Genomic DNA, 12602 nt, shown 5'->3' with positions numbered 1-12602 from the left:
GTAGATCCTATAGGATGCTGGCAAGCGCCCGGACAGGGTACGGGCGGAAGCGCGTTCCCACGCCCTGTCCCACCCTCCACGACGACGTGGCCCGAAAGGGCTGAGAAGCGAGAGATCCACGATGGCCGCACCGCTGCCCAGAATCGCACTGACCCTCGGCGACCCCGCCGGAGTCGGGCCGGAGCTCGTCGCGCGACAGCTGGCCAGCCCGGGAATCAACGACCGAGCCGAGCTCTACCTCGTGAGCGACGAGCAGGAGCTGCGCGACGCCCAGGTCGCCGCCGGTGTCGAGCTCGCGTGGACCACCGAGCCCGGTAAGGGCCTGCCTGTCCTCGTCGACAACGGCGCCGCCCGTCCCGTCAAGACGTTCGCCCCGAAGCAGGCGACGCGCGAGGGCGGCCTGTGGGCGATGGCGAACCTGCGCAGGGCGCTGGAGCTGTCGAAGGAGGGTGTCATCGACGCCATCGTCTTCGCCCCCCTGAACAAGTCGTCGCTCCATCTCGCGGGCATGCGGGAGAACGACGAGATGAGCTGGTTCGAGACCGTGCTGGACGACGGAACGACCGCGACCGAGCTCAACATCCTTCCCGAGCTCGTCACGGGGCGCGTGACCTCCCACTGCGCACTCGCGGAGGTGTCGCCGCTCATCACCACCGACCTCATCGTCGAGCGCGCCGAGCTGCTGGAACGTGTCCTGGTGGCGCGGGGCATCGCGGCCCCGCGGATCGGCGTGTGCGCGCTGAACCCGCATGCGGGGGAGAACGGCGCGTTCGGCCGCGAGGAGATCGAGCGCATTCGCCCAGCTGTCGCGCGGCTCCAGGAGGCCGGGCACGACGTCACGGGCCCGTTCCCAAGCGACACGATCTTCCTGCGGGCGCGGGCCGGCGAGCTCGACGGAGTCCTCACGATGTACCACGACCAGGGCCAGATCGCGGTCAAGCTCCTCGGCTTCGACCGCGGCGTGACGATGGCCGGCGGCCTCTCGGTGCCGGTCTGCACGCCGGCCCACGGCACCGCGTTCGACCTCGTCGGCACCCGCACCGTCAACGCCGGCGCGTACGAACACGCCTTCGCGACGGCCGTCGGCGTCGGGGCGCAGGCCCGCGCGGCTGCACAGTAGCGCCCGCCCGCACGCGACCCTCCTACGAGAACCACCACCCACCGCACAAAGGAAAACGACGATGAAGTCACTCCCGATCACGGCGCTCGGCCTCGGCCTGGCCGCCACCCTGGCTCTCACGGCCTGCTCGTCGACCGGAGCCTCCGCCGGCGGCGCATTCCGGCCGTCGAACACAACGATGACCGTGCCGTTCTCCGCCGGTGGCGGCTCCGACATCTCCGGCCGCACGGTCGCGGCTGGGCTCGAAGCCGCCACCGGCGTCAACGTCACCACCGAGAACCGCGAGGGCGGCGCGGGCGCCGTCGGCTACTCCTACTTCCTCGGGCAGGCGGGCACTGACTCCCACCTGCTCGCCACCGAGACCTCGCTGCTCACTCTGCCGATCGCGCAGGACGTCGAGTTCGACCACACCTCGTTCACGCCGATCGCGAAGTTCGGCGACGACTACACGCTCCTGGTGGTTCGTGCGGACTCGCCGTACCGGACCTGCGCCGACGTCGTCGATGCTGCGGGAACCGACCGAGTGGTCGCCGCGGTCTCCGGCGCAGTGAGCCTCGACGAGGTCGTCTTCTCCATGGTGGAGAAGGACCAGGACGTCGAGTTCGACCGCGTGCCGTTCGAGAGCGGCGGCGAGGTGCTCGCCGGGCTGCTCGCCGGCCAGGTCGACATCGCCTCCCTCAACCCGAGCGAGGCCATCGGTCAGATCGAGTCGGGCGACTTCCGCGCGCTGTGCGCGTTCGCAGAGGAGCGCTACGAGTACGAGGAGCTCGCCGACATACCGACGGCCGCCGAACAGGGCATCGACGTCGCCTTCGCGCAGTTCCGCGGCATCATTGCGCCCGGCGGTATCTCCGACGAGGCGGCCGACTACTGGATCGACGTTGCCGGGACATTCGCCGAGTCGGACGAGTACACGACGTACATCGAGGACAACTACCTCCAGCCGAACGTCTCCTACGGCGATGAGTTCGCCGAGTACCTCGAGACGGCGTCGTCGGACCTCGAGACGGTCTTCGACAAGTGAGGCCCGCCGACATGACGTTCTCCCGCGACACCGCGCGGATCGCGTTCAGCGCGGTGCTCGCGGTCGTCGGGGCGGCAGCCGTCGTCGGCGGGCTCGGCTACGGGCTCACGAACGACGACGGGACAGTTCACACCGGCTTCCTCCCAGCCGTGGCGGGCGGCGCCGTCCTCGCCCTCGCCCTCGTCGATGTCGCGCAGTCGGTGCGGTCGGCGCGCCGTGCGATGCCGCCGGGAGAGCCGACGTCGGCCGGGGCGGGCGACGCCGGTTCGGGCGCCGAGGACGTCGACGTGCTCGGACGGACGGCGAGCCGGCGCAACCGGATGCTGATAGTGGTTCTCGGCATCGTCCTCGGGGCGGTCCTCCTCGTGCCGCTCATCGGTTTCCTGCTCTCCATGGGCGCGCTCATGCTCGCCATCACCCTCGGTGTCGAGCGGATGCGGGTGCGCTCCTCGATCCTCGTCGTCGTGATCGCGATCGCTGTGGTCTGGCTGGTCTTCGGCCAACTGCTCGGCGTGCCACTGCCGACCGGACTGTTGGGACTGATCTGATGCTCGACAACCTCGTCCTCGGGTTCCAGACCGCCCTGACCGTCGAGAACCTGCTCTGGTGCTTCCTCGGCGTGCTGCTCGGCACCGTCATCGGCCTGCTTCCCGGCCTCGGCTCGACGACCGGCGTAGCGGTGCTGCTACCACTCACCTTCACTCTCGAGCCGGTCACCGCGCTCATCATGCTCGCGGGCATCTACTACGGCGCTCAGTACGGCGGGACCATCACGTCGGTCCTGCTCTCGACCCCCGGCGAGGCGGCGAGCGTCGTCACGACGCTCGACGGCTACCAGATGGCGAAGCAGGGCCGGGCCGGCGCGGCGCTGGCGATCGCCGCGATCGGCTCGTTCATCGCGGCGATCATCTCCCTCGCGCTGCTCATGGCCCTCGCCCCGCCGCTCGCGACCCTCGCCCTGCGGTTCGGCCCGGTCGAGAACCTGGCGATGATGATCCTCGGGCTCGTCATCGTGGTCTCCTTCCAGGGCGGCGCGTTCGTCCGGGGCGCGCTCATGGCGATCGTCGGCCTGCTCCTGTCCACCGTCGGTGTCGCGACCGGGTCCGGCGAGGCGAGGTTCACCTTCGGCAGCGTCGACCTGCTCTCCGGCATCCCGTTCGTCGAGGTCATGATCGGGCTCTTCGCGCTCGGTGAGGTGTTCCACCAGCTCCGCACCGGCGCCGAGAAGCCCATCAGGGCTCGGTTCCGGGACATGATGATCTCGCGCAAGGAGATCGCGCAGAGCATGCCGGCGATCTTCCGCGGCTCTGGCATCGGGTTCCTGCTAGGCATGCTCCCCGGCGCCGGCTCCACGCTCGCGTCATTCATGTCCTACGGGATCGAGCGGCGCGTCAGCCGGAACCGGGCGGGCTTCGGCAGCGGCGCCATCGAGGGGGTCGCCAGCCCCGAGTCGGCGAACAACGCCGCGGCGAACGCGAACTTCGTGCCCACTCTCGCGCTCGGCATCCCTGGCGGCGCGACGACGGCGGTCCTCCTCGGCGCGTTCACGATCTATGGCCTGCAGCCGGGGCCGCTGCTGTTCGAGCAGCAGCCCGAGCTCGTCTGGGGCCTGCTCGCGTCGTTCTTCATCGGGAACGTGCTGCTGCTCGTGCTCAACCTGCCGCTCGCCCCGGTGTTCGCCCAGATGCTGCGCCTCCCGTACGGCTACCTCTACCCGCTCATCATCCTGACGTCGTGCGTCGGCGCGTACTCGGTGAGCAACAACATGTTCAGCGTATGGGTGGTCCTCGTCTTCGGCGTCATCGGCTTCGTGATGAAGGAGCTCAACCTGCCGATGGCCCCGCTCGTGCTGGGGCTCGTGCTCGGGCCGCTCTTCGAGAAGGCGCTGGTGCAGACGAGTGCCGTCGGGAACGGAGACCTCGGCATCGTCTTCACTCACCCCATCGCCGTCGGCATCCTCGCCTTCGCTCTGGCGCTCGTCACGGTGCCGAGGCTGGTCGGCGCGGTGCGCGGTCACGTCGCGCGCAGCCGAGCGGATCGCAGGGCCGGGACGCGCGAGAAGTCCTCGATCGACACGTGACGACCCACGAGGCAGACCCGAACCGCCGAGCCGCCCGCGGCGGCCAACCCATCCGCGGCACGGCCGTGACGAACCCGACGGAGCCCACCATGCCCCAGACCCGGTCCGAGACCCGCCGAGAACCCGCGAGCAGCGGGTGGCAGATCGCCACCTGCCTGCACGGCTTCCCCACTGTCGGCGTCGACGGTGTCGCCTTCCACGACGCCGGCCCGGAGGTCTGGGACGACACGTTCGCCCAGATCGCCGACGTGGGCTTCGCCCTGGCCGAGCTGGCAGACAGTCACGTGCGGCCGGCGGACTTCGCACCCTCGCGCCGCGACGAACTCCTCGCGATCGCGGCGTCGCACGGTGTGCGGATGCCGAGCGTCCACGTACAGCGCAGGAGCATCATCTGGCCGGGCCGCGAGGCGGAGAACCTCGCCTACGCGCACCGCACCATCGAAGCCGCGGCGGAGTGGGGCATGGAGGTTTTCTCGACGGGCCTGCACCGGCCGTTCACCGACGCGCAGCGTGCTGCCCTGTGGTTCTGGACTGCGCCCGGGCACAAGGACCCGAACGACGCCGACGTGTGGCGAGCCGCGGTCTCCGGGTTCCGCGAGCTGGGAAAGCACGCGGCGGACGTCGGGCTGCAGGTCTCGCTCGAGATGTACGAGGACACCTACCTCGGCACCGCCGTCAGCGCGGTGCGGCTCGTCGAGGAGATCGGCCTGGACAACGTCGGCCTGAACCCCGACGTCGGCAACCTCGTACGGCTGCACCGGCCTATCGAGGACTGGCGCGAGACGTACACGAAGGTGCTGCCCTACGCCAACTACTGGCACCTGAAGAACTATGCGCGGGACGAGGCGGCCGACGGCTCGTGGGCGACCACCACGCCGACCAGCCTCGAGTTCGGCCTCATCAACTATCGGCAGGTGGTGCGCGACGCGGTCGCGCTCGGCTATCGAGGTATCTTTCTGATGGAGCAGTACGGCGGCGACTCGCTCGGTGTGTGCGCGACCAACCAGAGATATCTGCGCACGCTGCTCCCAGAGGAGCCTCCAACGTCACTCGGGGCCAGTCATGGCCCCGCCCCTCGTCGAGGGGCTTCGCGGGCGTGACAGGCGGGAGTTTCGTGATGCTGTGACGCGATGAACGGTCACCGGAGCCGACGAAGCGACCAGGAGCCTTGGTCCGTCATCTGGAGAGTGTGCCGACTGAGTCCAGGAACGACGGCAAGGTCGTCCAACTGACGGTCGAGGATCCGCGAGTGGGCCCTTCGCATCACCCGCTGGCAGAACCGCTACACCAACTGGCGGGGCAGATGCTGGGTCGCGCAGATCGCGGGGCTGCCTGACTTGCTTGCGCGCTGGTGTCTCGGGGCGAGCAAGGAGTTATCCACAGGCATTCCTGCCGTGGCGCGCGGATCCGGAGGGATGCTCCTACAGTCGGGGTCGGCGGCGATCCGCAGGGGGGGCGCCGGTGGGGAATCGCCAGCAAGAGCTCAGGGGGTGGCTGTGTCCGCTGCGGTGGAATGGACGGGAATGGGCCAAGCTGCTTCGGGTGGTGCCGGCGACAGGGGTGCGGCCGTCCGGGAACGGGACGCGGCACGAGTCGACGGGATTGGTCGGCTGGAGGGTGAGGTGCGTGAGCTCGTCCGGCGTCGTGGCGTCGACCCGGTAGCCGAACCGGAACGGTTCGCCGAGCTCGTGGAGCAGGCTGCCGCGGACTATGCGGATCGCGCCGCGCGAGGAGTTCTCTCCGAGCTGCCCGACATGGCCCGAGCCGTCCGGCAGGTTCATGACGCCGTCGGCGGATTCGGACCTTTGCAGCCTTACCTGGACGATCCAGAGATCGAGGAGATTTGGGTCAATTCGCCGACCCACGTCTACGTCGCGCGGCGCGGCGTGCCCGAGCTGACGAGCACCGTCCTGACCGCTGAGCAGGTGCGCGACCTGGTGGAACGCATGCTCAAGACGTCCGGGCGCCGGCTCGACCTGTCGAGTCCTTTCGTGGACGCCCGCTTGCCGGGGGGCGAGCGCCTTCATGTCGTCATCCCTGACATAACGCGCGTGCACTTCGCGGTGAACATCCGCAAGCACGTCGTGCGAGCCCATTCCCTCGCGGACATGGTGCGGCTCGGGTCGCTGACCGCCCAGGCCGCCGCGTTCCTCGACGCCGCGGTACGTGCCGGGCTGAACGTGCTCGTGTCGGGCCAGACACAGGCAGGCAAGACGACGATGCTGAACGCGTTGGCGGGGTCGATCCCGGGCTCCGAGCGCGTCATCTCGGCCGAGGAGGTCTGGGAGCTGCGCCTGCCGGTCCGCGACCACGTCGCGCTGCAGACCCGCCCGGCGAGCCTCGAGGGCACGGGGGAGGTCCCCCTGCGGCGCCTGGTCAAGGAGGCGTTACGGATGCGCCCCGACCGGATAGTGATCGGCGAGGTCCGGGAGGCGGAGGCGTTCGACCTGCTCATCGCCCTGAACAGCGGCATCCCCGGGATGTGCACGCTGCACGCCAACACGGCGCGCGAGGCGGTCGCGAAGATGACGACCCTCCCGCTGCTCGCCGGTGAGAACGTGTCCGACCGGTTCGTCGTGCCCACCGTGGCCTCCGCGGTGGACCTCGTGGTGCACCTCGGCCTGAACCGGACGGCGGACGGCGTGGTCCGGCGGCAGGTACGCGAGATCGTCGCCGTGACCGGCCGTGTCGAGGAGGGCCGCATCGAGACGGCGGGGATCTTCGAGCGGGACGCCGACGGCGACCTGCGCCGCGGCGACGGGATGCCGCCCGGCGAGGACCGGTTCGAGCGCGCCGGGTCCGACGTCCGGGCGCTGCTCGCCGACCCGCGTGTGCTGCCGGTGGACGCGCGTCCGGGATCGCGCCCGGGCGGCGAGCCGTGGGCTGCGGCGGGTTCGTCGCTCGCAGGCGGGCCGTCGGCGAGCGCCGGCCCGTGGGCGGTGCGCTGATGGGCGTGGTGGTCGGCCTCCTCCTGGGCGTGGGCGCGTTCTGCGTCTGGTGGTCGTTCTGGACCCCGACGCCGCAGCCGACGGGCCGGGTGACCTGGCAGATGCGTACCCGCGACCTCCTGACGCAGGCCGGCGCGCCCTCGGTCACGCCGGCGATGCTCGTCGGCGCCTGCGCCGGGCTCGGCGTCGTGACCCTGCTGCTGGGGCTCGCCCTGACCCGCTCGCCCGCCATCGCCGCCTGCTTCGCGGTGCTCGCGGCCCCCGGACCCGTACTGCTGGTCCGTGCGCGGGCCCGCCACCGCCGTCGGGCGCTCCGCGAGGTGTGGCCCGAGGTGGTGGACCACCTCGCCTCCGGTGTCCGGGCCGGGTTGTCGCTGCCCGAGGCGGTCGCCCAGCTCGCGCAGCGCGGCCCCGTCGAGCTGCGCGAGCCGTTCGGCCGCTTCGCCCACGACTACCGGGCCGGCGGCCGGTTCGGGGACGCCCTCGACGCCCTCAAGGAGCGGCTCGCCGACCCGGTCGCCGACCGCATCATCGAGGCCCTGCGCCTCACCCGCGAGGTCGGCGGCCAGGACCTGGGCCGGCTCCTGCGCACGCTCAGCGGGTTCTTGCGGGAGGACGCGGCCACCCGCGGCGAGCTGGAGGCGCGCCAGAGCTGGACGATCAACGGCGCGCGCGTCGCGGTCGCCGGGCCGTGGGTGGTCCTCGCGCTGCTCGCCACCCGGCCCGAGACCGCCGACGCCTACGACTCACCCGCCGGCGTCACCGTCCTGGTCGTCGGCGGTCTCTGCGCTCTGGTCGCCTACCGGACGATGCTGCGGATCGGGCGCCTGCCCGCCGAACGCAGGGTGCTGCGGTGACGGGCTGGGCGGCGGGAGCCCTCGTCGGGCTCGGCGTCGCGCTGGGCCTCCTGATCGTGCTGGCCCGACTGCGGGCACGCGCCGTCACCCTCGACGAGCGGCTCGCTCCGTACCTGCGCGCTCGTGACGCCACCTCGACGCTCCTGCGTGAGGCCAGCCCTGCCTCGGCGGCGGTCCGTCTGCTCGGCCTGTACGACGTCGGCACGCGCCTCGAGCGGTTCGGCTCGCCCCGCGCGGAGATCCGACGCCGGCTCGACCGTGCCTGTTCCGCCGAGACCGTCGACCACTTCCGGGCGCGGCAGATCGTGTGGACCGTGGCCGGGCTCGCCGCAGGCCTCGGGCTGGCGCTCCTGCTCGCGGCGACGCGTGGGGCGGCGGTCGTACCCCTGTTGGCGCTCGTCGTCGTCGCCGGCGCCTGCGGGTACGTGGCCTGCGACCAGGCCCTCACGCTGCGCGTCCGGCGGCGCGAGGAACGGCTGCTCGCCGAGCTGCCCACGATCGCGGAGCTGCTGGCGCTCGCCGTCGCGGCGGGGGAGAGCCCGCCCGCGGCCCTCGAACGCGTGGCCACCACGGCGCGCGGCGAGCTCGCCACCGAGATCCGGCGCATGGTCGCCGAGGTACGGGCCGGCGCGCCCGTCACCACGGCCCTCACGGCGCTCGCGGACCGGTCCGGCCTGCCGCCGCTGTCGAGGTTCGGCGAGGGCATCGTCGTCGCTCTGGAACGCGGCACTCCCCTCGCGGACGTGCTGCGCGCCCAGGCCCATGACGTCCGCGAGGCGGGCCGCCGCGCCCTCCTGGAGGCGGGTGGCCGCAAGGAGATCCTGATGATGGTCCCGGTCGTGTTCCTCGTGCTTCCGGTCACCGTCGTCTTCGCCGTGTTCCCGTCCCTCGCCACCCTGCGGATCGGGCTCTGACGTGACTCGACCGATGACCCCCTCCGAGAGGAAATGACATGCGCGACGATCGCCAGCTCGGCCATGAGCCCGACCCGGCACACGACCACGAACTCCATCATGAACTCGACCCGGAACGGGGTGACGTGCCCGGTTGGGTTCTGGTGACACTGATGACGGCCGGGTTAGTGGTCGCGCTCTGGGCCGTCGCCGGACCCCTGCTGGAGGACGCGTTCCGGCAGGCGATCAGCAGCGTCACGGGCCAGGGGTGAGTCCCGGCCGGCCGGAGCACGGCTCCGCGGCGGTCGAGTTCCTCCTGGTGTCGGTGCTGGTCCTCGCACTCTTCCTCGGCGTGGTCCAGGTGGCGCTCGCCGTGCACGTCCGGTCCCTCGCGACCGACGCGGCGGCGGAGGGCGCCCGCGTGGCGGCCCGCGTCGACCGCGGCCCGGCGGACGGCGTCGCCCGCACGCGGGTGCTCCTGGCCGAGGCCTTGACCAGTGACTACGCCCGCGACGTCACGGCCGCCCGCACCACGCTCGACGGCGCCGCCGTGACGGAGGTGACGGTGCGCGCCCCGCTGCCCGTCGTCGGGCTGCTCGGGCCCGGCGGGACCCTGACCGTTCGCGGGCGCGCCCTGGAGGAGCAGTGAGCAGAGCGAGTCGGGGCTCGCACGAGGACGGCTCCGCGATGGTCGAGTTCCTCGGCGTCGCGCTGATCCTGCTGATCCCGCTCGTCTACCTCGTGGTGAGCCTGGGGCGCGTGCAGGCCGGGGCGTTCGCCGCCGAGGGCGCGGCCCGGGAGGCGGTTCGTGCGATGGTCACCGCGGAGTCGTCGTCGGCGGGGTCCGCGCGTGCCGAGGCCGCCGTCCGGATTGCTGTCATCGACCAGGGTTTCGCGCGCGACGCCGGAGCGCTCACCCTGGAGTGCTCGGCCTCCCCGTGCCTGACGCCGGGCGCCACCGTCGGCGCCGTCGTACGGGTCGACGTGCCCCTGCCCCTGCTGCCCGACGCCGTGCGCGGCTGGGTGCCGCTGTCCGTCCCGGTCGAGGCGGCCCGTGCCGGGACGGTCGACCGGTACACGCGGGCGCGGCCGTGAGGCACGCCCGGAGCGGTACCACGGCGGCGGCCGAGAAGGGCTCGGACCGTCGCCGTGGCACCTGATCGTGGCAGGTCAGCCCGTCAGGGGACTGTGCAGGTCGCCGTGGGGACGTTGGTGTTCCCGTTCTTGTAGACCGTGATGCCGAAGTTGTTTCCGGCGCCGTTCGGTGTCGCCGTCAGTGTTCCCGAACTCCCGGAGATGTTGGCGTTCCAGGAGTTTTGCAGGGTCTGCCCGCCCTGCAGCTGGATCGAGACCCGCCACGTCGAGCTCCCGGAGACGGCGAGCGAGACGTTGAACCGGTCGCCCCACTCGGTCGACTTCGTGACGCTGACCGTGCAGCCGCCGGGCTGCGGGTTGGGGGCGCCGGCGTTCAGCGCGTCGAGCGTGGCGGTGTAGGCGGGCTTCTTGTTGCCGTTGCCGTCGAACAGGAGCGGGGTGCCGCTGGCGCGCCACGAGTCGGTGTCGCGGACACCCCAGACTGAGATTCCCGTGCAGCGGGACACGGCCATGCACGCCTGGACGACCCGGCGGTAGTTGTCGGCCTGCGCGGTACCGGAGCCCTCGATGTCGAGCTCGGTGATCTGGACGTCGACGCCCAGCGCCGCGAAGCTCGACAGCGTGGTCTGGTAGTTGCCTGGCACGGGGCTCTGCGGGTTGAAGTGCGACTGCAGGCCGACGCAGTCGATCGGCACGCCGCGGGCCTTGAAGTCGCGGACCAGGTTATACACGGCCTGCGTCTTCGCGTGCGTCCAGTCGTCGGTGTTGTAGTCGTTGTAGCAGAGCTTGGCGTTCGGGTCGGCGGCCCGGGCGGCGCGGAACGCCGCCTCGATCCAGTCGTTACCGGTGCGCTGCAGGTTCGAGTCGCGGCGAGCGCCGGAGGAGCCGTCCTGGAACGCCTCGTTCACCACGTCCCACGAGTGGATCTGGCCGCGGTAGTGGGTCGCGACCTGGGTGACGTGATTGAGCATCGCGGACCGCAGGGCGGAGCCGCTCATGTTCTGCATCCAGCCCGGCTGCTGCGAGTGCCAGGCAAGTGTGTGGCCACGGACCTGCTTGCCGTTGCTGCGTGCCCAGTTCACTATGCGGTCGCCGTTGGTGTAGTTGAACTGGTTCTGGTTCGGCTCGGTCGCGTCGATCTTCATCTCGTTCTCGGCGGTGATCATGTTGAACTCGCGGTTCGCGATGGTCGTGTAGGCCGAGTCGGAGAGCTTCTGTCCCGCGATCGCGGTGCCGAAGTACCGGCCCGACTCCGCGGCCGCGGCCTGCAGCGTGCTGCCGGCGGCCTGTGCGGAGGTGGCTGCTATGCCGGTCGTGAGAACCACGGCGGTGAGCGCGGCGAGCGAGATGGCTCGCAACTTGCGCCTGGGGTGCGGAGGGTTGAGCGTTCGGGTCATCGTTGATCCCTTCCTGCTGGACGTGCCGTCGTTGGCCCGTCGGACGTGGAAAAGGATTTCGATACGGCGGGCCGGGTGTCAAGCGATATCGATAAACGTTTTCGAACCGAGCGTAGATCTAAACGATTAGGTAGGTCCGGAACGGTGACCGGGCACGTCAGGCTGGGTTTCACGCCCTCGGCGCGCCGGGTCTGCCCGGCCCGGACACAATGAGCGGATGAGCCCTGCCGACCCCATCGGCCGCGACCCCGGCCCGATGGATCCGGAGGACGGCCGGATCATGCTGCTGACGTCCGCCTTCGTCGCGTTCGCGCTGATGCTGATCGCGGTCGTCGCCTCGGCGAGCGCGGTCCACCTGGACCGCAAGGCGCTCTACGACGTCGCGGACCTCGCGGCGGCGGACGCCGCGAGCGCGATGTCCCCGGGCTCCTTCTACGCGGGTGCGGGGGCTCCCGCCGACGGCGCCCCGCTCACGCTTTCCGACGCCGACGTGCGCGCCGCCGTCGAGCAGTACCTCGCCGAGCACCCGCCCGCGCTGCCCGTGGCGGTGACCGCGGCGTCGTCGCCGGACGGACACTCGGCCCGGGTGACACTCGCGGGCAAGTCCCGGCCGCCGCTGCTGCGCTGGTTCACGGACGCGTTCGGCGGCGGGATCGCGGTGTCGGCGTCGTCCACCGCGCGAGCCTGGTGAGCCCTGCTGGTGAGCCTGTCAGTGAGCCAGGTTAAGTTGTGGCCATGAGCGACCCGGACGTGAACCAGCAGGGCCCGGACGACCCGGAGGGCGGCACGCGTCTGGAGCCGCAGCAGATCTTCGACCTCGCCCGGCAGGGTGCCGACGTCCTGCTGGACCTCGTCGACGCGGGCCTGCCGGTGGACCTCGCGGACGAGGCGCACAACACCCTGGTGATGCTTGCGGCGTACCACGGGCACGCCGAGCTGACAGCGGGTCTCGCCGAGCGCGGCGCGGACGTGAACCGGCTGAACAGCAAGAACCAGGCGCCGCTCGCGGGCGCCGTCTTCAAGGACGAGACCGACGTGATCCGGGTGCTGATCGAGCACGGGGCCGACATCGACGCCGGGACGCCGAGCGCCCGGGCGACGGCTCAGATGTTCGGCCGCGAGCTGCCGGAACCAGAGGCCGGCTGAGGGCCGCCGGAATTTCCGGCGTCGGGCACGCGCTCGCGCGGG

The 12602-nt window shown here is 71.3% G+C and carries 14 protein-coding genes; 13 read left to right on the top strand and 1 reads right to left on the bottom strand.

The window, feature by feature from the left end; genetic code table 11:
* Positions 1-121: 121 nt before the first annotated feature.
* From EW117_RS12420 to EW117_RS12370, 11 genes are all read left to right on the top strand, one after another.
* Positions 122-1120 carry a 4-hydroxythreonine-4-phosphate dehydrogenase PdxA gene (locus tag EW117_RS12420; protein ID WP_129787021.1) on the top strand — a complete coding sequence of 333 codons (999 nt, stop codon included), beginning with the start codon at positions 122-124 and terminating at the stop codon, positions 1118-1120.
* A gap of 61 nt (positions 1121-1181) precedes the next feature.
* A complete protein-coding gene (locus tag EW117_RS12415; protein WP_129787020.1) occupies positions 1182-2144 on the top strand; it encodes a tripartite tricarboxylate transporter substrate binding protein in 963 nt (320 codons plus the stop codon).
* 11 nt (positions 2145-2155) lie between these two features.
* Complete coding sequence (locus tag EW117_RS12410) at positions 2156-2692, top strand: tripartite tricarboxylate transporter TctB family protein (protein WP_129787019.1); 537 nt, start codon at positions 2156-2158, stop codon at positions 2690-2692.
* Positions 2692-4224 (top strand): tripartite tricarboxylate transporter permease, encoded by a 1533-nt coding sequence (locus tag EW117_RS12405; RefSeq protein ID WP_129787018.1) that lies wholly within the window; start codon positions 2692-2694, stop codon positions 4222-4224. Before EW117_RS12410 ends, EW117_RS12405 begins: the two co-directional genes overlap by 1 nt.
* A gap of 89 nt (positions 4225-4313) precedes the next feature.
* Positions 4314-5324 (top strand): sugar phosphate isomerase/epimerase family protein, encoded by a 1011-nt coding sequence (locus EW117_RS12400; RefSeq protein WP_129787017.1) that lies wholly within the window; start codon positions 4314-4316, stop codon positions 5322-5324.
* 522 nt (positions 5325-5846) lie between these two features.
* On the top strand, positions 5847-7172 hold the full coding sequence (locus tag EW117_RS12395) for a TadA family conjugal transfer-associated ATPase (protein ID WP_242504254.1): 1326 nt from the start codon (positions 5847-5849) through the stop codon (positions 7170-7172).
* Positions 7172-8029 (top strand): type II secretion system F family protein, encoded by an 858-nt coding sequence (locus EW117_RS12390; protein ID WP_129787015.1) that lies wholly within the window; start codon positions 7172-7174, stop codon positions 8027-8029. The genes EW117_RS12395 and EW117_RS12390 overlap by 1 nt, the downstream gene beginning before the upstream one ends.
* Positions 8026-8943: a type II secretion system F family protein gene (locus EW117_RS12385; protein ID WP_129787014.1), complete on the top strand. Its 918-nt coding sequence runs from the start codon at positions 8026-8028 to the stop codon at positions 8941-8943. Before EW117_RS12390 ends, EW117_RS12385 begins: the two co-directional genes overlap by 4 nt.
* 38 nt (positions 8944-8981) lie before the next feature.
* On the top strand, positions 8982-9194 hold the full coding sequence (locus EW117_RS12380) for a hypothetical protein (protein ID WP_129787013.1): 213 nt from the start codon (positions 8982-8984) through the stop codon (positions 9192-9194).
* Positions 9191-9571 carry a TadE/TadG family type IV pilus assembly protein gene (locus EW117_RS12375; protein WP_129787012.1) on the top strand — a complete coding sequence of 127 codons (381 nt, stop codon included), beginning with the start codon at positions 9191-9193 and terminating at the stop codon, positions 9569-9571. Before EW117_RS12380 ends, EW117_RS12375 begins: the two co-directional genes overlap by 4 nt.
* On the top strand, positions 9568-10017 hold the full coding sequence (locus tag EW117_RS12370) for a pilus assembly protein (RefSeq protein WP_129787011.1): 450 nt from the start codon (positions 9568-9570) through the stop codon (positions 10015-10017). The genes EW117_RS12375 and EW117_RS12370 overlap by 4 nt, the downstream gene beginning before the upstream one ends.
* A gap of 83 nt (positions 10018-10100) precedes the next feature.
* Here EW117_RS12370 and EW117_RS12365 read toward each other — a convergent pair whose 3' ends face one another.
* Positions 10101-11414, bottom strand: coding sequence for a glycoside hydrolase family 10 protein (locus tag EW117_RS12365; RefSeq protein ID WP_129787010.1), 1314 nt, complete (start codon positions 11412-11414; stop codon positions 10101-10103).
* A 217-nt stretch (positions 11415-11631) separates the two neighbouring features.
* Here EW117_RS12365 and EW117_RS12360 point away from each other — a divergent pair, with 217 nt between their 5' ends.
* Both EW117_RS12360 and EW117_RS12355 read left to right on the top strand, forming a co-directional pair.
* Positions 11632-12105, top strand: coding sequence for a hypothetical protein (locus EW117_RS12360; protein ID WP_129787009.1), 474 nt, complete (start codon positions 11632-11634; stop codon positions 12103-12105).
* Between the two features lie 44 nt (positions 12106-12149).
* Positions 12150-12560: an ankyrin repeat domain-containing protein gene (locus EW117_RS12355; RefSeq protein WP_207211846.1), complete on the top strand. Its 411-nt coding sequence runs from the start codon at positions 12150-12152 to the stop codon at positions 12558-12560.
* Positions 12561-12602 lie beyond the last annotated feature (42 nt).

This window comes from Promicromonospora panici (genome assembly GCF_900608595.1).
In the GTDB taxonomy this organism is placed as follows: Bacteria; Actinomycetota; Actinomycetes; order Actinomycetales; family Cellulomonadaceae; genus Promicromonospora; species Promicromonospora panici.
Note: the sequence above shows the minus strand (reverse complement) of the source record. Positions and strands in the feature narration are given on the sequence as shown.